The 20,730-nt window shown below is 74.2% G+C and carries 20 protein-coding genes; 18 read left to right on the top strand and 2 right to left on the bottom strand.

Going from position 1 to position 20,730, the window contains the following annotated elements; translation table 11 throughout:
• The first annotated feature begins 49 nt into the window (after positions 1-49).
• From IEZ07_RS02800 to IEZ07_RS02790, 3 genes are all read left to right on the top strand, one after another.
• A complete protein-coding gene (locus IEZ07_RS02800) occupies positions 50-856 on the top strand; it encodes an ABC transporter permease (protein WP_239319347.1) in 807 nt (268 codons plus the stop codon).
• A 131-nt stretch (positions 857-987) separates the two neighbouring features.
• Positions 988-1,947, top strand: coding sequence for an ABC transporter ATP-binding protein (locus IEZ07_RS02795; RefSeq protein ID WP_191893293.1), 960 nt, complete (start codon positions 988-990; stop codon positions 1,945-1,947).
• Positions 1,948-2,066: 119 nt separating this feature from the next.
• On the top strand, positions 2,067-2,723 hold the full coding sequence (locus IEZ07_RS02790; RefSeq protein ID WP_191893292.1) for an ABC transporter ATP-binding protein: 657 nt from the start codon (positions 2,067-2,069) through the stop codon (positions 2,721-2,723).
• A gap of 76 nt (positions 2,724-2,799) precedes the next feature.
• Here the strand turns inward: IEZ07_RS02790 and IEZ07_RS02785 are convergent, their stop codons facing one another.
• Together IEZ07_RS02785 and IEZ07_RS02780 are read right to left on the bottom strand one after the other, a co-directional pair.
• Positions 2,800-3,234 carry a CBS domain-containing protein gene (locus IEZ07_RS02785; RefSeq protein ID WP_068894061.1) on the bottom strand — a complete coding sequence of 145 codons (435 nt, stop codon included), beginning with the start codon at positions 3,232-3,234 and terminating at the stop codon, positions 2,800-2,802.
• A gap of 89 nt (positions 3,235-3,323) precedes the next feature.
• Positions 3,324-4,523 carry a PucR family transcriptional regulator gene (locus IEZ07_RS02780; protein WP_191893291.1) on the bottom strand — a complete coding sequence of 400 codons (1,200 nt, stop codon included), beginning with the start codon at positions 4,521-4,523 and terminating at the stop codon, positions 3,324-3,326.
• 184 nt (positions 4,524-4,707) lie between these two features.
• Here IEZ07_RS02780 and IEZ07_RS02775 point away from each other — a divergent pair, with 184 nt between their 5' ends.
• The 15 genes from IEZ07_RS02775 to IEZ07_RS02705 all read left to right on the top strand — a co-directional run bounded on the left by IEZ07_RS02775 (position 4,708) and on the right by IEZ07_RS02705 (position 20,686).
• Complete coding sequence (locus tag IEZ07_RS02775) at positions 4,708-5,541, top strand: ABC transporter ATP-binding protein (protein ID WP_191893290.1); 834 nt, start codon at positions 4,708-4,710, stop codon at positions 5,539-5,541.
• Between the two features lie 112 nt (positions 5,542-5,653).
• Complete coding sequence (locus tag IEZ07_RS02770; protein WP_191893289.1) at positions 5,654-6,448, top strand: ABC transporter ATP-binding protein; 795 nt, start codon at positions 5,654-5,656, stop codon at positions 6,446-6,448.
• Entirely contained in the window at positions 6,445-7,335 is an 891-nt protein-coding gene (locus tag IEZ07_RS02765; RefSeq protein WP_191893288.1) for a branched-chain amino acid ABC transporter permease, read from the top strand. The genes IEZ07_RS02770 and IEZ07_RS02765 overlap by 4 nt, the downstream gene beginning before the upstream one ends.
• Entirely contained in the window at positions 7,328-8,443 is a 1,116-nt protein-coding gene (locus tag IEZ07_RS02760; protein WP_239319344.1) for a branched-chain amino acid ABC transporter permease, read from the top strand. The genes IEZ07_RS02765 and IEZ07_RS02760 overlap by 8 nt, the downstream gene beginning before the upstream one ends.
• Position 8,444: 1 nt before the next feature.
• Positions 8,445-9,719 (top strand): ABC transporter substrate-binding protein, encoded by a 1,275-nt coding sequence (locus IEZ07_RS02755; RefSeq protein ID WP_191893287.1) that lies wholly within the window; start codon positions 8,445-8,447, stop codon positions 9,717-9,719.
• Positions 9,720-9,894: 175 nt separating this feature from the next.
• Positions 9,895-11,313, top strand: coding sequence for an aminopeptidase P family protein (locus IEZ07_RS02750; protein WP_191893286.1), 1,419 nt, complete (start codon positions 9,895-9,897; stop codon positions 11,311-11,313).
• Positions 11,314-11,485: 172 nt separating this feature from the next.
• A complete protein-coding gene (locus tag IEZ07_RS02745; RefSeq protein WP_444980668.1) occupies positions 11,486-12,424 on the top strand; it encodes an MlaE family ABC transporter permease in 939 nt (312 codons plus the stop codon).
• On the top strand, positions 12,421-13,287 hold the full coding sequence (locus IEZ07_RS02740) for an ABC transporter permease (protein WP_191893285.1): 867 nt from the start codon (positions 12,421-12,423) through the stop codon (positions 13,285-13,287). Before IEZ07_RS02745 ends, IEZ07_RS02740 begins: the two co-directional genes overlap by 4 nt.
• 6 nt (positions 13,288-13,293) lie before the next feature.
• Positions 13,294-14,310: an MCE family protein gene (locus tag IEZ07_RS02735; RefSeq protein ID WP_191893284.1), complete on the top strand. Its 1,017-nt coding sequence runs from the start codon at positions 13,294-13,296 to the stop codon at positions 14,308-14,310.
• Between the two features lie 3 nt (positions 14,311-14,313).
• The gene (locus IEZ07_RS02730; RefSeq protein WP_191893283.1) at positions 14,314-15,372 is read left to right on the top strand and encodes an MCE family protein; all 1,059 of its coding nucleotides are present in this window, start codon (positions 14,314-14,316) and stop codon (positions 15,370-15,372) included.
• Positions 15,372-16,394, top strand: a complete 1,023-nt coding sequence (locus IEZ07_RS02725) for an MlaD family protein (protein WP_239319341.1) — start codon at positions 15,372-15,374, stop codon at positions 16,392-16,394. The genes IEZ07_RS02730 and IEZ07_RS02725 overlap by 1 nt, the downstream gene beginning before the upstream one ends.
• Entirely contained in the window at positions 16,391-17,539 is a 1,149-nt protein-coding gene (locus tag IEZ07_RS02720; protein WP_239319338.1) for an MCE family protein, read from the top strand. Before IEZ07_RS02725 ends, IEZ07_RS02720 begins: the two co-directional genes overlap by 4 nt.
• A complete protein-coding gene (locus IEZ07_RS02715; RefSeq protein WP_191893282.1) occupies positions 17,536-18,597 on the top strand; it encodes an MlaD family protein in 1,062 nt (353 codons plus the stop codon). Before IEZ07_RS02720 ends, IEZ07_RS02715 begins: the two co-directional genes overlap by 4 nt.
• Complete coding sequence (locus IEZ07_RS02710) at positions 18,594-19,961, top strand: MCE family protein (protein ID WP_191893281.1); 1,368 nt, start codon at positions 18,594-18,596, stop codon at positions 19,959-19,961. Before IEZ07_RS02715 ends, IEZ07_RS02710 begins: the two co-directional genes overlap by 4 nt.
• A complete protein-coding gene (locus tag IEZ07_RS02705) occupies positions 19,961-20,686 on the top strand; it encodes a hypothetical protein (RefSeq protein WP_191893280.1) in 726 nt (241 codons plus the stop codon). Before IEZ07_RS02710 ends, IEZ07_RS02705 begins: the two co-directional genes overlap by 1 nt.
• The last annotated feature ends 44 nt before the right edge of the window (positions 20,687-20,730 follow it).

The raw sequence follows: 20,730 nt of genomic DNA, 5'->3' as shown, positions 1-20,730 counted from the left end.
GCCCCCGGCCCGGCAGCGCCGGCGGCCCCGGCCCGGATCCCGATGGCCGGTGCGCGCCGCCGCGGCCGCCCTGGCCGCCCTAGGCCTGGCCGTCCTGCTCGTCCCCCCGCTGGCCCAGCTCGACCAGCAGCTGGTTGACCTGCGCTCGGCGGGGCTGCCGCCCTCCCTGGCGCACCCGCTGGGCACCGACCAGGTCGGCCGGGACGTGCTGCTCCGCTCGGTCTACGGCCTGCGGGTGTCCTTCCTGGTGGGCCTGGTGGCCGCATCGGCGAGCATGGTCGTCGGCGGCCTCGTGGGGCTGGCCGCGGGCAGCCTCGGAGGCATGCCCGACCGTCTGCTGATGCGGCTCGTCGACGGCTTCACCTCGGTGCCGCACCTGCTGCTCGGCATCTTCATCGTGGCCCTGTTCGCCCCGAGCCCGGTCGCGGTGGTCGTCTCGGTGGGCGTCACGCACTGGACGACGGCGGCCCGGATCGTCCGCTCCGAGGTGCTCTCGCTGCGCTCGCGGCCCTTCGTGGAGGCGGCGATCTCCGGCGGCGCGAGCCGGTCCCGGGTGGTCCGCCGCCACCTGCTGCCCCACCTGGCGCCGCACCTGCTGCTGGCCGCGGTGCTGATGGTCCCGCACGCGGTCTGGCACGAGACCGCGCTGAGCTTCCTCGGCCTCGGCCTCCCCCCGCACCTGGCCTCGCTGGGCAACATGATCAACGACGGCCAGCGGTCCCTGCTCGCCGGAGACTGGTGGTCAAGTCTGGTGCCCGGCCTGTTCATCCTGGTGCCGACGCTGGCGCTGGGCGTGCTCGCCCAGCACTGGCGCGACCGGCTCACCCCCCGGCTGCGATCGGAGCTGTCCCTTTGAGCACGAGCGTCTCCCCCGGCGAGGACCTCCCACCGGGCGGACCCCTGACGGCCGGGAGTCCCGGGGCGGCCGGGCCGTCCCCGGGCGGGGACCCCTCGGCGGACGGACCCGTCCCGGACGGGGACTCCCCGGTGGACGGACCCGCCGCGGCCGGGGGGAACCGGCTCAGGGTGGAAGGGCTGACCGTCTCCTTCCGGCTGCCCGGCGCCACCGTGCGGGCGGTCACCGATGTCTCCTTCGAGGTGCGCCCCGGGCGGTGCCTGGCCCTGGTGGGCGAGTCGGGCTGCGGCAAGTCCGTGCTCGCCCACGCGCTGCTCGGGCTGCTGCCCGGCAACGCCGAGGTCGCCGGGCGGGCGCGGCTGGAGCACGCGGACGGCCCGCTGGAGCTGCTCGGCGCTCCGGAGGCCGTACTGGCCCGGCGGGTGCGCGGACGGGCGGTCGGGCTGATCCCGCAGAGCCCGGCCACCCACCTGACCCCGGTGCGCACCGCGCGGGCGCAGCTGGAGGAGGCGCTGCGGGAGCTCGGGCGCGCACGGCCGCGGGAACGCGCCGACGAGCTCGCGCTGCGGCAGGGTCTTCACCCGGCCGACCTCGACCGCTATCCGCACGAGCTGTCCGGCGGCATGGCGCAGCGGGTGGCCAACGCGATGGCGCTGGCCGGGGACCCGTGGCTGATCCTGGCCGACGAGCCGACCGGCGGGCTGGACCGGCCGCTGGTCGACCGGGCGATGGCGGCGCTGCGGGGGCTGTGCGACGAGGGCCGGGCCATCCTGCTGATCACCCATGACCTGCGGGCGGCCGAGCGGGTCGCCGACGACCTCGCCGTGATGTACGCCGGCCGCCTGGTCGAGACCGGCCCCGCCGGGCGGGTGCTGGACCGGCCGCGCCACCCCTACGCCGCGGGGCTGGTGAACGCCCGGCCCGACCGGGCGTTCGTCCCGATCCCCGGCATGCCGCCCGAGCTGACCCGCCTGCCGGACGACTGCGCCTTCGCACCCCGCTGCCCGTCGGCGGACGGGGCCTGTACGGCGCCGCCGCCCCTGGCGGACGGCGTCGCCTGCCACCATCCCCTGGAGGACGACCGTGCGTGAGGTGCCGGCCGCCGCCTTCCCCCGGAGGACGACCGTGCGTGAGGTGCCGGCCGCCGCGCCCCGGAGGACGACCGTGCCTGAGATCCGTGCCGCCGCCCGCCGCGCCCCGGAGGACCGCCGTGCTTGAGGCCCGTGACGTCACCGTGCGGTACGGCCGGCAGGTCGTGCTCGACGGTGTCTCGCTCACCGTCGAACCCGGCCGGGTGACCGGCCTGGCCGGTCCCAGCGGCTGCGGCAAGTCGACCCTGGCCCGGGTGCTGGCGCTGATGCTCCGGCCCGCCGCCGGCACGGTGACGGTGGACGGGGCGGCCGTACGGCGCTGGCGGCAGCGCGCCCCGCGCGGTCTGCGCACCGCGGTCGCCCTGCTCTACCAGCAACCGCGCCTGGCGGTGGACCCGCGCCTGACCCTGACCGAGATCATCGCCGAACCGCTGGCCGCGGCGGGCCGGGCGGACCCCGGCCGGGTGGCCGCGCTGGCCGCCGAGGCGGGTCTCACCGGCGACCTGCTCGGCCGCCGCCCGCACGAGGTGTCCGACGGGCAGCTGCAGCGGGCGTGCGTGGCACGGGCGCTCTCCCTGGAGCCGCGCTACCTGGTCTGCGACGAGATGACCACCATGCTGGACGCCTCGACCCAGGCGCACCTGGTCGCGGTCGTCGAGGCCTACCGGGAGCGCAGCGGGGCGGGCGTGCTCGCCGTCAGCCACGACGACGCGCTGCTGGCCCGCTGGGCGCACCACCGGGTGCGCCTCGGAGGCTTCGAGGGCCTCGAGAGCTGAACCCCCGGCCCCCGCGCCCGTGAGCGGGTCCCGGTCCCGCCGCGCCGTACGCCTCCCGAACCGGGCGGCGGGCGCCCTACGACCGGCGGTGCAGGTAGTCGACCAGGGAGGCCTTCTCCGTCTCGAGCTCGTCGATGCTGCTCTTGACCACGTCGCCGATGCTGACCAGCCCCACCATCCGGCCCCCGGAGACCACCGGGATGTGCCGGATGCGGTGGTCGGTCATGGTCCGGCGGAGGTCGTCGGCGTTGTCCTCCGGGGAGCAGGTGCGCACCTCGGTCGTCATGATGGCCGACACGGGCCCGTCGAGCACCTGCGCGCCGCGGTCGTGGAGCCGCCGGACGATGTCGCGCTCGGAGACGATGCCCGCGATCGACGAGCCGTCCGGGGAGACCACCGCGGCGCCGATGTTGTTGTCCGCCAGGACGCCCAGCAGCTGGGTGACGGTCGTGTCCGGATGGACGGTCGCCACGCTGGTTCCCTTGCCCTGGAGTATCCTGCCGATCAGCATTGGCACCACCTCGGTTTCAGCCTCGCTCGGGGGGTATCCCCTTACATTGCCCCGCCTCGCTCACGGCTAAGCGCCCGCGGCGGCAAACCTCAGACGACCGGGAGCAGCCGGACCGCGTCCAGGGCCAGGGCCAGTTCGACGATGTCCAGCGGCCTGGCCAGCGAACGACCGGTGAGCTGCTCGATCCTGCGGATGCGGTTGAAGACGGTGTTGCGGTGGCAGTAGAGCTGCCCGGCGGCGCGCATCGCCGACCCCTCGCAGCGCAGCCACGCCTCCAGGGTGCCGAGCAGCACCTCGCGGTCGGCCGGGTCCAGGGCCAGGACGGGCCGGAGCACCGCGGCGCTGAGGTGGCCGGCGAGCTCGGGCTGGCTGACCACCAGCGCGGCGGGGAGCCGGTCCTCCAGCCTGGCGATCTCGGGGCCCTCCCCCGTGCAGGTCCGCAGGGCGAGCTCGGCGAGCCTGCGGGCCTGGGCGAGCTCGGCCAGGCCCTCGACCACCGGGCTGATCCCGGCGCAGCCGAGGACGTGCGGGCGCAGGGCCTCGGTCAGCTCCTCCACGTCCTCGTCGTGGAGCAGGGCGACGGCCACCTCGTAGTCGGGGCGCATCCGCCACAGCAGCCGGACGCCGCCCAGGGCCGCCGGACGGGAGCCGTCGTCGGCGTGCCCGCCGCGGCCGGGCAGCCGGGTGATGACGACCGCGTAGCGGCCGAGCTCCGGCAGGTCCAGGGCCGCGGCGGCGCTGCGCACCAGCGCGGCGTCGGCCCGGTCCTCCAGGAGGGCGTCGAGCAGTGCCTGGACCCGCTCGGCGGTGCGGCCGAACATCTCGGCCTCCCTCCTGCGGTAGGACTCGGCGGCCGCGACGGCCTGCCGGTCGACGGCGTTCCAGACCTTCGTGGCGCTGCGGATGAGCACCGGGAGGCTGTCGGGCTCCTCCTCGGCGACGACCCCGACCAGCCCGTCCCACATCACCTGCGCGGAGACCCGGTAGCTGCGCAGCAGCGAGTCCATCGGCAGGCCCTGCTCGGCGCGGCGGCGGGCCGTGCGCTCCGCCTGCTGCAGGTCCCGCCGCTCCGGCCGGGGCAGCAGGATCGCGCCGATGCCCGTCTCCATGGCCTCGTACACGCTCTGCCAGTGGTCGTCGGTTGGCACCATCCTGCGATAGGCCTCGTCGGTGTCGCGGGTCCTGGCCACGAGCTCGTCGGTGAGCTCGGGGAGCCGCTCCAGCAGCCGGCTCGCGGCCAGGCGCATGATCCTGCGCACCTCGTCGTCGTCGGCGGACCGGATCCCCATCTGGCCATCGTGTCAGCGCACATGGAGCGGAACAAGGTTCTGTTTCGTTTCGTGATCCCGTGTTGTGCTGGAGCACAACCCGCACCGGCCCTCCGTGGGCGGCCGCCCCGACTTCACCCGGCCCTCTGGACGCCGGTGGACCGCGTGGGTTGGGTGCGTTCATCGGTTGTCAGGAGGCATGCATATGAACGTCCACGACCCCCGGCCGCCTGGAGCCTCCGGGCTCTCGGTCAGGGATCTGGCGGTGAACTACGGGCCTGTCACGGCCCTGCGCGGGATCTCCCTGGACGTGCCGCGCGGGGCGGTCGTGACGGTGCTCGGCGGCAACGGCGCGGGCAAGTCCACACTGCTGCGCGCCGTCTCGGGAACGCTCCGCTTCCAACGCGGCGGGATCACCTCGGGCGAGGTGACCCTCGACGGCGTGAAGCTGTCCGGTGCGGCCACCTCGGCCGTCGTCGCACGCGGCGTCGTGCAGGTCCCCGAGGGCCGCAGGGTCTTCGCGCGGATGACCGTGGAGGAGAACCTGCGGGCCGGCGCGCTCGGGGCGCGGGACCGCAGGTCCGCCGCCGAGGCCCGGGAGCGCGTGCTGGAGCTCTTCCCGGTGCTCGCCGAACGGGCCCGCCAGCGCGCCGGCCTGCTGTCCGGCGGCGAGCAGCAGATGCTCGCCATGGGCCGGGCGATGATGGCCTGCCCGGAGGTGCTCCTGCTCGACGAGCCCACGCTCGGCCTGGCGCCGCTGATGGCGGCCCGGATCGCCGAGACCGTGCGGGAGATCAACGCCCAGGGCACGACGGTGCTCCTGGTGGAGCAGAACGCCGCCATGGCCCTGTCCCTGGCCTCCCACGCCTACGTGCTGGAGGTCGGCGAGATCGCCCTGTCCGGCCCGGCCGCCGAACTCGCCGCCAGCGACGAGGTGCGCCGCCGCTACCTGGGCGTCGGCGGGGACGCCGGGGACCCGCCGGTCCGCCCGGACGGCGCGGCCGTCCGGCGCCCCGCGCTGAGCAGGTGGTCGGCATGACCCGGGCCCCCTCCGCGTCCCCCTCCGCGTCCCCCTCCGCGTCCCCCTCCGCGCCCCTCTCCACGGCACCCCTCGGGCGGTCCGCATGAGCGACACATACCAACCGGACGGTATGACCTCCGTCCCCCGACTGGAGGTCCGCGACGTCACCGTGCGCTTCGCCGGGCTCACCGCGCTCGACGCGGTCGGCTTCAGCGTCGAGCCGGGCAGCGTGCACGCGGTCATCGGCCCCAACGGCGCGGGCAAGTCGACCTGCTTCAACGTCCTTTCCGGCGTCTACCGGGCCACCTCCGGCAGCGTGCGCTTCGGCGACGCCGAGCTGACCGCCATGGCCCCCCACCGCATCGCCGGGCTGGGCCTGGCCCGCACCTTCCAGAACATCGCGCTCTCGCCGCACCTGTCGGTGCGCGACAACCTGATGCTCGGGCGCCACCGGCTGACCCGCGCCGGATTCGTCTCGGCCGGGCTGCGCCTGCCGTCCGCCCGCCGGGAGGCCGCCCGGCACAACGCCCGGGTGGAGGAGATCGCCGCGTTCGTGGGCCTCACCGAGCGCCTGGACGTGCCCGTGGGCCTGCTGCCGTACGGCGTGCAGAAGCGCGTCGAGCTGGCCCGGGCGCTGTGCATGGAGCCCAGGCTGCTGATGCTCGACGAGCCGGTGGCCGGCATGAACGGCGGCGAGCGGCGCGACATGGCCGAGCTGATCACGGCCGTCCGCGAGAGCCTCGGGATCTCGATCCTGCTCGTGGAGCACGACATGGGGATGGTGATGCGCCTGGCCGACGCCGTGACGGTCCTGGACTTCGGCAGGCTCATCGCCGACGGCCCCCCGGAGAAGGTCCAGAACGACCCGGAGGTCATCCGGGCGTACCTGGGCGCGACGAGCGAGACCGAGGAGGCCGCTTCGTGAGCACTTTCATCGAACTGCTGGTGGGCGGGATCTCGGTGGGCGCGGTGTACGCGCTGATCGCCCTCGGGTTCGTCGTCATCTTCAAGGCGACCGAGGTGGTGAACTTCGCGCACGCCTCGCTGCTGCTGGTCGGCGGCTTCGTCATCGCCAAGACGCACCCGCTGGTCGGGTTCTGGGCCGCCCTGCTGCTCGGCGTCGCCGGGGCGGCCGCCCTGGGCGCCCTGATCGAGTTCGCGGTCATCCGCCGGGCGAACGTCCTGTCGCACAGCGTGCTGGCGATCGTGACGATCGGCGTCGACCTGATCCTGGTCACCGAGCTGACCCGGCAGATCGGCACCGAGGTGCTCGCGCTCGGCGACCCGTGGGGCAGCGACGTCCTGCAGCTGGGGTCGGTCAACGTCCCGGCCACCCGGATCGCCGCGCTCGTCTCGGCGGCCGTCGTGATCACGGCCTTCCTGCTGGCCTTCAAGTACACCAGCTGGGGGGTGGCGATGCGCGCCACCGCGGAGGACTCCGAGACCGCCGCCCTGATGGGCGTACGGCGCGGCCGGGTCTCGATGGGGGCCTGGGCGGTCGCCGGGGCGCTCGCCGCCGTCGCCGCGCTGTTCATGTGCGTCTTCCCCACGCCCGGCCTGGACCGCAACGTGACCGCCGTGGCGATGAAGGCCTTCCCCGCGGCGATCCTCGGCGGCCTGGACTCCACCGGCGGCGCGCTCGCCGGCGGGTTCATCATCGGCATCACCGAGTCGCTGGTCGGCGGCTACCAGGAGGAGCTGTCCTTCCTGGGCCGGGGCCTCGGCGACGTCGCCCCCTTCCTGGTGATGATCATCGTCCTGCTCATCCGCCCCGCGGGGCTGTTCGGGACGAAGGAGCTGGCCCGTGTCTAGGATCGTCACCCCCCTCTGGTGGGTCCTGGTGGCCGCCGGCGTCGTCGTCGCGCCGTTCTACCTGGACGGCATCTGGCTGCAGGACGGCCTCTTCGCGATGGCGGCGGCGATCGGCGCCATCGGCCTCAACCTGCTGACCGGCGCCACCGGCCAGCTCTCCATGGGCCACGCGTTCTTCCTGGCGGTTGGCGCCTTCGGCTACGTCTACTTCGCCTCCGCGCCCTCGGGCGACGGCGAGCTGGACGGGCTGGGCCTGCCCACCCCCCTGGCGGCGGTGCTCGCGGTGCTGCTGGCGGGCGTCGCGGGTGGCCTGTTCAGCCCCATCGCCGGCCGCCTCAAGGGCGCCTACCTCGGCATCGCCACCCTGGCGCTGATCTTCATCGGCCACTTCGCGATGTCCAACGCCACCCCGGTGACCGGCGGCCACAACGGCCGGCCGGTGCCGCCGATGGAGCTGTTCGGGTTCGCCTTCACCGACACGCCCGAGCCCCTGGTGATCGCCGGAGTGCCGTTCGGCGCGCTGGAGCGGCTCTGGTTCCTGGGCGTCGTCCTGCTGGTCGGCGCGGGGCTGTTCGCCCGCGGCGTGCTGCGGGGCCGCCCGGGGCGGGCCATGAACACCATCCGCGACCACGAGATCGCCGCCGGGGTGATGGGCGTCCCGGTGACCCGCTACCGCGCCGGCGTGTTCGTGCTCTCGTCGATGTACGGCGGGCTCGCCGGCGTGCTGATCGCCCTGGTCTTCCGGCAGACCGTGCCGGACTACTTCGGCCTCATCCTGGCCCTGTCCTACCTCGCGATGATCATCATCGGCGGACTGGGCTCGGTCGCGGGAGCGGTGATCGGCGCGTTCTTCGTGTCCATGCTGCCCTCGCTGTTCACCCGCTACAGCGACGCGCTGCCCCTGGTCGCGCCCACCGGCCAGGAGGGGATCGGGGCCGCGGAGGCCGCCCAGATCCTGTACGGCCTCGCCGTCGTCGTCGTGGTCCTCTTCCTGCCCGGCGGATTGTTCGGCCTGTTCACCAAGGCCCGCCTCCGCCTCGCCCGGCGCTCGGCGCCCGCCGCGCCCGTCAAGCACGCTCTCACGCCCACCCCCGAGACGAGGAACTGACATGAGAATCCCACGGAGCACCCGAGGACTCGCCGCCGCGGCGGTCCTGGCGCTGGCCGTCACCGCGTGCGCCAGCGAGAAGGCCACCGGCGGAGGCGGGAGCGGCGCCGCCGCCTCCGCCGACGGGGTGAAGACCGGACCGGGCGTGACCGCCGACGCCATCACGATCGGCATGATCACCGACCTGACCGGCCCCTACGCCTCGTTCGGCAAGAGCCTGACCAACGCCCAGCAGCTCTACTTCGAGCAGGTCAACCAGGCCGGCGGCATCTGCGGCCGGAAGCTGGAGTCGATCGTCCGCGACCACGGCTACGACGTGCAGAAGGCCGTGGCCGCCTACACCGAGATCGGCCCGAAGTCGGTCGCGCTCGCCCACGTCGTCGGCTCCCCCATGGTCAACGCGGTCAAGCAGCGCATCGAGACCGACCAGATGCTCACCATCCCGCAGGCGTGGGCCACCCACCTGCTCGGCAGCAAGCCGATCCAGGTCACCGGGACCACCTACGACATCGACATGATCAACGGTGTCGAGTACCTGGTGAAGGAGAAGGGCGTCAAGTCCGGCGACTCCATCGGGCACCTGTACTTCGAGGGCGACTACGGCGAGACCGCGCTCAACGGCTCCAAGTTCGCCGCCGACAAGCTCGGCCTGAAGCTCGTGGAGCAGAAGATCAAGGCGACCGACCAGGACATGACCGCCCAGGTCGCGGCGTTCAAGAAGGCCGGGGTCAAGGCGATCCTCGTCTCCGTCGGCCCCCGGCAGACCGCCTCCCTCGTCGGCGTCGCCCTGGCCGGCGGCATGAAGGTGCCGTTCCTCGGCAGCAACTCGGCCTACTCCCCGCAGCTGCTGCCCACCCCGGCGGGCCCGGCGCTGCTGGCCGCCTTCGAGTACGTGACCGCGGGCGCCCCGATGAGCTCGGACCTGCCCGCCATCAAGAAGCTCGGCGAGGACTACAAGGCCAAGTACCCGGGCGACGCCGTCGACAGCGGCGTCTCCGCGGGCTACACCGCCGCGGGCATCGTGGTCGACGCGCTCAAGAAGGCCTGCGAGGGCAAGGACCTGACCCGGGCCGGCGTGGTCGCCGCGCACCGCGGTCAGAACGCCTGGGGCGAGCAGTACGGCGGGGTCATGGACTTCACCGTGTTCGACAAGCCCGCCTCCCTGCGGTCCTACGTGGTCAAGCCGGACAAGGAGGCCCTGGGCGGCGCGGTCGTCGTCAAGGAGCCGTTCACGGCCGACATCGTCAAGGACTACCAGGTCCCCTCCGGCGGCTGACCCGGCCCGGGGCGGGCCGCCGCCCCGGCCATCGCACGGCCACCGCACGGCCCACGCCGCCCTCCCCGGAGCGGCCGCCTGCCACCGGCTCCCGGACCGGTCACCTGCTCGCGGCCCGGACACCGTACGGCCCGCGCCGCCCTCCCCGGAGCGGCGCGGGCCGTATCCTTCGGAAATGACCGACAAGTTGAACACCGGCAGCCACGACCTGCCGGTCTCCGACGCCCTGGCGGCCTTCATGGAGACCGGGTGGGCCGACACCCGCCGCGGCGACCTGGCCCCGCTGCCGCTCGCGGCCTACACGGCCAAGCGGCGCGCGGCGCTCGCCGCCCGCTTCCCCGGCGAGCGGCTCGTCATCCCCTCGGGAACCCTGAAGGTCCGCAGCAACGACAGCGACTACCGCTTCCGGTCGCACAGCGCGTTCACCTACCTGACCGGCGACCAGGAACCCGACGACGTCCTGGTCGTCGAGCCGTCCGGGGAGGCGCGGCTCTTCCTGCGCCCGCGCTCGCCGCGCTCGGCGCCGGGGGCGGCCGGGCAGGAGTTCTACCGGGACCGCCGCTACGGCGAGTTCTGGGTGGGCCGCCGCCTCGACCTGGCCGAGGCCGAGGCGCTCTACCAGGTCGGCTGCGCGCCGATCGACCGGCTCGACGAGGCGCTGGGCGGGCCCGCCCGGGTACTGCGCGGGGTGGACGCCTCCGTCGACGCCCGGGTCGCGCCGCACGACGGCGACGCCGAGCTGGAGGCGTTCCTGTCGGAGATGCGGCTGATCAAGGACGACTGGGAGGTCGCCGAGCTGCAGTTCTCGGTGGACGCCACCGTCCGCGGGTTCGAGGACGTGGTGCGGGCGCTGCCCGCCGCCCTGCCCCACCCGCGCGGCGAGCGCTACCTGGAGGGCGTCTTCGGCCTGCGCGCCCGCCTGGAGGGCAACGGAGGCGGCTACGACAGCATCGTGGCCTCCGGCGCCCACGCGTGCGTGCTGCACTGGATCCGCAACGACGGCCGCCTGGACTCCGGCGACCTGCTGCTGCTGGACGCCGGTGTGGAGACCGACAACCTCTACACCGCCGACATCACCCGGACCCTGCCGCTGTCGGGCCGCTTCAGCCCCGTCCAGCGCCAGGTCTACGAGCTGGTCTACGAGGCGCAGAACGCGGCCATCGCCACGCTCCGGCCGGGCGCGCGCTTCCGCGACTTCCACCAGGCCGCCATGCGGGTCATCGCCGAGGGGCTGCACGACTGGGGCGTGCTGAAGATCAGCCCCGACGAGGCGATGGAGCCCGGCAGCGGCCTGTACCGCCGCTACACCCTGTGCAGCAGCGGCCACATGCTCGGCATGGACGTGCACGACTGCGCCCGGGCCCGCGCGGAGGTCTACCTGGACGGCGTGCTGGAGGAGGGCCAGGTGCTCACCGTCGAGCCCGGCCTGTACCTGCAGCGGGACGACCTGACCCTCCCGCCGGAGCTGCGCGGCATCGGCGTGCGCATCGAGGACGACCTCGTCGTCACCGCCGACGGCGCCCGCCTCATGTCGGCCGGGCTGCCGCGCCACCCCGACGAGGTCGAGAGCTGGATGGCCGGCCTGGCGGGCTGACCCGGAGGGACCGCCGGTCCGGCCGGACCGGCGGGAAAGTGTGAGGCCCTGACAAGTCGCGCTCGGGGCCTCATCCCTTTCGCGCAAATTCCCCGGCAGGCATCGACTTACCGGACGGACCGTCATTAGCGTGACTGCTCCAAGGTCGTAGCCGCGGAATCCGAGGTGACCGATGGCGGACGCCATGCCGAGCAGCGCCGGGGACGGCGGGGGCACCGGGACCGCCCGGACCGCCCGGACCGCCGGAACCCCCGGAGGCGCCGCGGGCGGCCGGACCGCCGGGAGCACCGGGAGCACCGGGAGCACCGGGAGCACCGGGAGCAGGGTCGCCGGCCTCCTCGTGCGCACCGCCTCCGGCGCGCTCGACCGGGTCGGCGACATGTCGGTGATCGCCCTGGAGGGCTTCCGGCGCAGCTGGGACGTGCGGACCTGGTTCTGGGAGTTCGTCCAGCAGTGCTGGTTCCTGGCCCGCGTCACCAGCCTGCCGGTGCTCCTCGTCTCGCTCCCCCTCGGGGCCACCGTCGCCCTGCAGGTGGGCGACCTGGCCTGGCAGCTGGGCGCCTCCTCCGCCACCGGCGGCGCGGTCGTGGTCGGGCTGGTCCGCGAGGTCGCCCCGATGGCCTCGGCGCTGCTCATCGCCGGGGCGGGCGGGTCGGCGATGACCTCCGACATCGGCGCCCGCAACATCCGCGACGAGCTGGCCGCCATGGAGGTCATGGCGGTCAACCCGATCCACCGCCTGGTCACCCCCCGCCTGTGGGCGGCCAGCACCGTGGCGGTGCTGCTGGTCCCGCTGGTCATCGTGGCCGGGGCGGCGGGCGGCTACTTCTTCAACGTCGTCGTGCAGGGCGTCACCTCCGGCGCCTACTTCGACGGCGCGACCTCCCTGCTGGTCACCAGCGACCTGCTGGTGACCCTGCTGAAGGCGTGGATCTTCGGCTTCATCGCGGCGATCATGTCCTGCTACCACGGCATGACCTGCCAGACCAGCCCGGTCGGCGTGGGCCGCGCGGTGAACCGGTCCACGGTCGTGACCTTCATGCTGGTCTTCGCCGTCAACTACGTGATCACGATGATCTACTTCCTCGCCTACCCGCCGAGGACGCCGTGACGGCGGTCCCGGGGGCGCGCACCGCCGGCAGGCGCGCCTACGACGTGCTCCTCGACGGGGCGGAACGGCTGGCCTCGCTCTCCGACTGGCCGGTCTTCCTGGCGAAGGTCGTCTTCTACTCGGTCCGGGACATCGTCCTGCGGGCCAGGTTCACCAAGGTCGTGCTCCGCCAGATCAGCGACGTCGTGGTGGGCGTGGGCGCGACCGTCATCGGCGGCGGCATGGTCTTCGTGGCCTTCACCATGGCCTTCGCGGTGGGCGCCACCGTCGGGCTCCAGGGCTACCAGGGCCTGCAGGCGATCGGCGCCGAGTCGTTCATCGGCCTGGTGGGCAGCTTCGCCAACGTCCGGGAGATCACGCCGATCATCGCGGCGGTCGCGCTGGCCGCCCAGGTCGGCTCGTCGTTCACCGCGGAGCTCGGCGCGATGCGCATCTCCGAGGAGATCGACGCGCTGGAGGTGATGGGCATCAACGCCTTCACCTACCTGATCTGCACCCGGGTGGTGGCCGCGATGGCCGCGCTGATCCCCGTCTACCTGATCGCGCTGTTCGCCAGCTTCTTCGCCACCCGGCTGATGTGCACGGTCCTGTTCGGCATGGCGCCGGGCGTGTACGACCACTACTTCTACCTCGGCCTGCCGGCGGTCGACATCCTCTACAGCGTGATCAAGGTGCTGGTCTTCGCCTTCGCCGTGATCAGCATCCACTGCCACTACGGGTTCAACGCCACCGGCGGCCCCGTCGGCGTGGGCACCGCGGCCGGGCGGGCGATCCGCCAGTCGATCGTCACGGTCGTCCTGCTCAACCTCCTGCTCTCCTACCTGTTCTGGGGCGGCGGCAGCAGCACGCCGCTGACGGGGTGAGCGGCCGTGGCCCGCGGCGTCCTCCCCCTGCCGGTCCGGCTGGCGATCTCGCTGGTCCTGGTCGCGGCCGTCACCGCGGCCCTGGTGCTCGCCGTACGGGGTGCGGCGAGCGTGAACGGCACGCGCCTGTCGGCGGCCTTCGGCCGGGCCGGGCAGGGGCTCGACCCCAACTCCCCCGTCAAGATCCGGGGGGTCACGGTGGGCGGGGTCAGCGCGGTGACGCTGGACGGCGCGGGCCGGGCCGTGGTGTCCATGTACGTCGAACCCGGTGTGCGGGTGCCCGAGACCGTCACCGCCGTGATCGAGCCGAGCTCCATCTTCGGCCCCAAGTTCGTCGACCTGGTCCCCGGCGGCGGGGAGGCGCGCGGCCCCTACCTCGGCGACGGCGCGGTGATCACCAGGACCGAGGACCCGGTGGACCTGTCGGACTCCCTGGCCGACGCCTACGACGGGCTCGGCGCGGTGGACCCGGCCGACGTCACGGCCATCGTGCACACCCTGGGCCGCGGCCTGGACGGCAAGGGCCCGCAGCTGCGCGGGATCGTCGACGGAGCGCGGACGGTCGTCGGCGTCGCGCACCGGCGGCGCGCGGAGTTCACCCGCTTCATCGGCGACGCCGCGGCGCTGAGCGGCGCCCTGGCCGACCGGGGCGACGAGCTGACGGGCATCGCCGCCGACGTCAACGCGCTCGCCCCCGGCCTGGTGGAGCGGGCCGGCAAGGTGCGGGCGCTGCTGCGGGAGTTCGACGAGCTGTCCGCGCTGACCGCCCACGGCCTGCGCGCCCATCGCCGGGACCTCAAGGCGGCGGGGAACGCGGGCGAGCGCGCCGCGGCCCTGCTCGCCGCGCAGCTCGGCGTCGCCGGCGACGGCGTCCGGGGGCTCAACGGCCTGCTCGCCGGGTTGAACGACCTGATCGGCGGCAAGGGGCCGGGCCGCGCGAACCAGTTGAAGATGGCCGCCTACGTGCACACCGACCCCTGCGTGCTCTTCGCCGGTGCCTGCCGCGCCGCGGACGGCGGGTGAGCCGTGGCCCGATCGGGAGACCTCGTCCGGCGGCGCCGCACCCTGGTCAAGCTCGCGCTGTTCCTGCTCGTCACGATCACGCTGATCGTCGCGATCGGAGCGCAGATCGCCCGGGTGGGGACCGGTGACACCTACCGCCTGACCGGCGTCTTCGACGACGTCTCCGGGCTCCGCACGGGCGACCAGGTGAAGATCGCGGGAGCTCCGGTCGGCCGGGTCGAGTCGATCGAGGTGGTCGACGGCAGGGCCGAGGTGGTGCTGGGCGTGCGCACCTCGGTGCGGGTGCCCTCCGACAGCTCCGCGGCGGTCCGCTGGCGCGACGCGGTCGGCCAGCGGGTGGTGTACCTGGAGCCGGGCACCGCGAAGGACATGCTGGCCGACGGCGCGCGGGTGGAGCGGACCAGCTCGGTGGTGGACATCGGCGACCTGGTCGCCGACCTCGGCCCGCTCACCCGCAGCCTCGACCCCGAGCAGATCAACCGGCTGCTCACCGCGGCGGGCGAGGCACTGGACGGCAACCAGGAGGAAATCCCGCGCCTGGTGGACGACCTCGGCGAGCTGACCGCCACCGTGGCCGGGCGAAAGGAGGTCGTCAAGGGACTGCTGGAGGACTACGCCACGGTGACCGAGGTGATCGCCCGCCGGGACGGGCAGATCGCCCGGCTGGTGGACGACCTGGTCGAGCTGACCGGCGCGTTCGCCCGCAACCGCAGGCTGGTCGACGAGGCGCTGGTGGAGCTGTCGGCCACCGCCCGCGTCACCGACCGGGTGCTCGGCGACAACGCCCGGGAGTTCGGCCGGGTGGTGGACCGCATGGCCCGCCTCACCGGCGGGGTGCGCCGCAACCTCGACGGCGTGGAGAAGCTGCTGGGCACGCTCACCCCGCCGCTGCAGCGCTCGTTCCAGGTGACCGGCCGGGGCCACTTCGTGACCACGGCGGTGCCCTGTGTCGCGCTCGGCCCGCTGCCCTGCCCCTACCCCATGCGGAACCCGCCGCCGCTGCGCGGCGGCCTCAAGCTCACGTCCACGGGCGATCTGCGGCGCGTCCTGGTGGGGCCGTGATGATGGCGCTCAAGTCCTTCCGCGACCGCGACCGCAGGGTCGTCGGCGCGGTCTCGGCGGCGGTGCTCGCCGCCGTGCTGGTCGTGACCTTCCTGGTCGGCAACCTCGGCCTGCTGGAGGGCGGCTACACGATGTCGGCGATCCTGCCGGACGCCGCGGGCCTGCGCGCGGGCAACGACGTGCGGGTGGCGGGTGTGCCCGTCGGCGAGGTCACCGAGGTCCGCGCCGACTACGGCCGGGGCCACGTGGTGGTGACCTGGAAGGTCGACGACGGGGTCAGGCTCGGCCCGCGGACCCGCGCCGAGGTCGCCCTCTCCAATCTGCTGGGCGGGCGCTACATCAGGCTCACCGGGCCGGTCACCCGGCCCTACATGGACGAGCTGCCCGAGTCGGAGCGGCTCATCCCGATGGAGCGGACCGGCACCCCGACGTTGATCCCCGACGCGCTCAAGGACGCGACCCGGCTGGTGCAGCGGCTCGACACCGACGCGGTCGACAGGCTCCTGCGGGAGCTGTCCGAGCTGGAACCCGCGCCCCGGGGCCGGGTGAGCCGGCTGCTGGACGACATCGGCGAACTGTCGGAGGTCATCGGCGAGAGCGAGCCCGAACTGCAGCGGCTGCTCGACGCCGGCGACCGGGTCATGAAGTTACTGGACGCCAAGGACGCCCAGCTCGGCCGCCTCGTCGACTCCGTCGAGGTGATGCTCGACGAGCTGCGCCGCCGCCGGGCCGAGCTGAAGACCCTGCTCGGCGACGGCAGCGACCTGGTGAACGCGATCGGCACCCTGATCGCCGAGCACGAGAGGAACCTGGTCGCGGTGGTGGACGACGCGTCCGCGATCGCGGGCCGCCTCGACTCGGCCCGCGGCCTCGGCTCGGTCCTCGCCTGGGCCGGGCCCACCTTCTCCGGGCTGGCCGCCACCGGCGGGCAGGGTCCGTGGATCGACGTCATCGCCACCGGGCTCGGCCCGATCAACCCCGAGGTGCTCGGCGCCATCCGCAAGGACAGGAGGGACAGGTGACCCGCCCCGGCCTCGTGCCCCGCCCCGAACCGGTGACGCGTCCCGGCCCACGGGGGGCGGGCCGCGCGCCGGGTGCCCGGCCGCCGGGCCCGGCCGCGGCGGGCTCCGGAGTGCGCCGGCTGGTCGCGGCGCTGCTGGTCCTGGCGCTGGCGGCCTCGGCGGGAGGCTGCTCGCTGCTGCCCGGCGGGGCGGCGCCGTACCGGCTGACCGCCTACTTCGGCGCCGCGCCCTCCCTGTACGAGCAGGCCAAGGTGAAGGTGCTGGGCCTGGACGCGGGCACGGTGGAGCGGCTGACCATCGAGGGCGAGCGGGTCCGCGCCGACCTGCTCGTCGACGGGGACGTGCCGCTCCCGGCCGACGTGCGGGCGGTGGTGGCCCCGCAGAACACGCTGGGTGAGCGGAGCGTGGTGCTGCACCCGCCGTGGAAGCCGGGCCGGCCGCGGCTCGCCCCGGGGGCGGTGATCCCCCTGGAGCGCACCGACCTGCCCGTGGAGATCGACGACGCGCTGGCGGCGTTCACCAGGCTCACCGACGCCCTCGACACCGATCGGATGGGCGACGTGGCCGGGAACCTGGCCGACACCGTCCGGGGCCGCGGTGAGCAGATCAACCGGGCGCTGGCCGACGCGGCCTCGCTGAGCCGCACCCTCGCCGGGCAGGACGAGAAGCTGATCGAGCTGGCCGACGGCCTGAACCGGCTCGCGGGCAGCCTCAACCGGCGCGAGAAGCAGGTCGAGACCACCATCGACGCCTTCGCCGAGGCCAGTGCCGCGCTGGCCGACGAGCGGCGGCGCACCCGCCGCTTCATCACCGGCCTGGCCGGGCTGGTACGGCGCGGCGACGTGCTGCTGGAGGCCTACCAGGAGCGGCTGCCCCGGGGCGTGGCGAACCTCGCCGAGGTGGTGCTCACCCTGAAGGCGAACAGCGAGTCCGCGGCCCGGGCCATCGCCGGGGCACGCGGCTTCGTCGACGGCGTGGTGATGGCCTGGGACCGCAAGCGCCACGTGCTCACGTTCCGCCTGGTGCTCAACGCGCTGACCCGGGCCTGGCTGGCGCCGCTCTTCGACGCCCTGGAGCTGGGCGAGGTGCCGTGCCTGCCCGGGGAGCTGAGCAACTGCCCGTGGGAGCGGAGGAGGAACCGATGACCCGGTGGAGCCGGACGGCCGCCCGACCGGCCGGGAGAGCCCCGGCCCGCGTCCTGGCTCTCACCCTGGTCCTCGCCACCAGCGCGGCCTGCTCGCTGCAGACCCTGGGGGCGCCGTCCGGCGAGCTGACCCTCACGGCGGTCTTCGACGATGTGCAGAGCCTGGTGGCCGGGCACAGCGTGCAGGTCGCCGACGTGCGGATCGGGAGCGTGACCGACATCCGGCTGGAGGGCTACCGCGCCAGGGTCACCCTGTCCGTCGAGGACGGGCACCGGGTGCCCGAGGGCACCTCCGCGGTCGTCGCCAAGACCTCCATACTGGGCGAGAACTACGTAGAGCTGAGGCTGCCCGAGGGCGACGGGGCCGCGGACATGTCCACCGGCCCCTTCCTCGCCGACGGCGCGGAGATCGCCGAGACGTCGGTGGAACCGGACATCGAGCAGGTCACCGAGCGGGCCGGGCCGCTGATCGACGCGCTCGGCGCGCAGGACGTGAACGCGATCCTGGACGCGGCGGCGACCGGGATCGGCGGGAAGGGCCGCGACCTCAACCGCCTGCTGCGGCAGACCGCCGACGTCGCCGCCGCCTACGCCGGGTCCCGCGCGGAACTGGCCCGCACGATCGACGGCCTGGCGGAGCTGGGCGACGACCTGGCCGCGGGCTCCGGCGAGCTGGACCGGCTGCCCGGCAGCCTCCAGGCCGCCGCCGCCCGGCTGAACCACGGCCGCAAGCACGTCAAGAAGACCCTGAAGGAGCTGACGGCGCTGGCCCGCGAGGTCAACACCACCGTCTACCCCCGGCACGCGGCCCGGCTGCGCACCCTGCTGCGGCGGCTCGACGCCGTCTCCGCGGCGACCGTGCGCGGCAAGGAGGACCTGAAGCTCCTCCTCGACCGGGTGCAGTACTTCGTCGACCAGCCGCCGATCGTGGTGAACGGCCAGCTGCTGGCCTACGTCTGGATGAAGGGCCTGCTGCTGCCGGGGCCGGGAGACGGCGACCGGCCCCGGCGGCCCGACCCGGCCGGCGACCTCCGGCTGCTGCTGGAGCCGCCGCGATGAGGAACCGCGTCCTGGTCAACCTCGGCTTCTTCGCGGTGCTCGGCGTCGTGATGACCGTCTGGGCGTTCACCAGCGTCATCAGGCTGGACGTCATCGAGCGGCCGTACCGGATCAACGCGGAGTTCGCCTCCTCCCCCGGCCTGGTGCCCGGTTTCGACGTGGCCTACCTCGGCGTGCGGATCGGCCGGATCGACGGCGTGGCGCTCGCCCCCGGCAGGATCACGGTGGCGCTGGACATCGACCGCGGGGTGCGGATCCCCCGCGGGGCCGGAGCCGAGGTGCGCCGCAAGTCCGCGATCGGCGAGCCGTACGTGGAGATCTCCCCGCCGGAGGCCGGGGCCCCGGACGGCGTCCTGGCACCCGGCGCCACCATCCCACTGGCCGCCACGTCGGTCCCGCTGGACTACCGGGAGCTGTTCGACGGGGTCGGCAGGCTGCTGGACGCGGTGCCCCCCGAGGACGCGCGGACCATCGTGGGCGAGCTGGCCGCCGGGCTGGACGGCCGTACGGCGTCGATCCGCGAACTCGTGGACAACGCGCACGACGTCACCGCCACACTCGCCGGGAACGCCGGACTGCTGGACGAGCTCTCGGTGAACCTGACCCGGCTGACCGGCACGCTCGCCGGCCGGCGGGAGGAGCTGGCGGAGGGCGTGACCGACCTGGCGGCCGTGACCCGGTCGCTCCGCGAGTCCCGCAAGGAGCTGTACGCCGCCCTCGAACACGGCCCCTCCTTCTTCCGGCAGGTCGACCACCTGCTCGGCACCGCCCGCCCCGGCCTGTCCTGCGTGCTGACCGCCGCGGGCCGGAACCCGGGCGTGGTGTTCACCCCGCGGGCGCGGGCGCACGTCACGAACCTGCTGCGGACGGTCCCGACCGCCCAGGTCCTGCTGGCCGACGTGACCGAGAAGCACTCCGGAGGGCTGTACGGCAGGGTCACGTTCGTCTTCAGCGTCCCGGGCGGTCCCGAGGTGGCCGAGGAGTACCGCAGCCCGCTGGCGGGCCCGTCGGTGCCGGAGGCCGGTTCCTGCCCGGAGCGGGCCGTGCCCGATAGCACCGGGCGCGGCGACGACGACCCGGACACCGGTCCCCATCCGGACGGAGCCGCCGGTCCGGCGGACGAGACCGCGGCGAGCACCGGGGCCCCGGACGGCGAGGCGGCGTCCGCGGACGGCGATCCCACCGGCCCCGGCGAACCCGGCGGCCCGGCCGGGGCCGGGGAGGCGAGGGACGCCGCCGGTCCCGCGCCGCAGGACCTCACCCCCCTCATCATCGCGGTCCTCGCCGCCGTCGCCGTCTCCGGCGGCGTGCTCGGCTGGATCGCCGTCGGCCGGGCGGCCCGCCGCCGTGAACAGGAGCACTGATGAGTCCCACCTCCCAGAAGTCAGCGGATCCCGCCGAAGAGGCCCCCGCCGCCGACAGCACCGCCGCCGACAGCACCGCCGTCGACACCGCCGCCGTCGACACCGCCGCCGGAGAGCTCGGGCAGCCCGGGGAGCCGGGGACGCCCGCCGCGGCGTGGCGCAGGAGGCTGGTCTGGGCGGTCGCGGGAGCGCTCCTCACGGGGACGGCGGCCTTCGGCACGGTGCAGTGGGTCTCCGCCGAGCGGCTGGCCGACCGGCTCGCGACCGAGCGGAGCGAGCGGCTCGCGGTCTCCACCAGGGCCGGGGAGTTCGCCGTGGCACTGCAGACCTACGACCACACCGATCTGCAGGCCTACCGCGACCGGGTCTTCGGCCTGTCGGGCGAGGACTTCGAGAAGACCTACGACGAGGCGTTCAGCCCGCTGGAGAGCGTGATCAGCGCGATGAAGGCGTCCTCCACCGCCTCCGTCCGCGACGTCTACGTCTCCGAGGTCGCCGACGGCAGGGCCAGGGCCATCACGGTCGTGGACTCCCAGGTGAAGAGCACCGCGGGCACCCGGCGCATGCTCGGTGCCCACATGGAGCTGGGCCTGGTCAAGGTCGGCGGCCAGTGGAGGGTGAACGACGCGACCGTGATGGGCGCCGCCGACGAGCTCGTGACCGACCCCGACGGCAAGGCCGTCGAGCCCGGCCCCGCCCCGAGCCCGACCGGGAAGAACGAGTGACTCGGGCGATATAACCCCCCATTCCTCCCGAAAGCCCTAATCTG

It is taken from the genome of Planomonospora parontospora, from assembly GCA_014647935.1.
Lineage (GTDB): Bacteria > Actinomycetota > Actinomycetes > Streptosporangiales > Streptosporangiaceae > Planomonospora > Planomonospora parontospora.
Note: the sequence above shows the minus strand (reverse complement) of the source record. Positions and strands in the feature narration are given on the sequence as shown.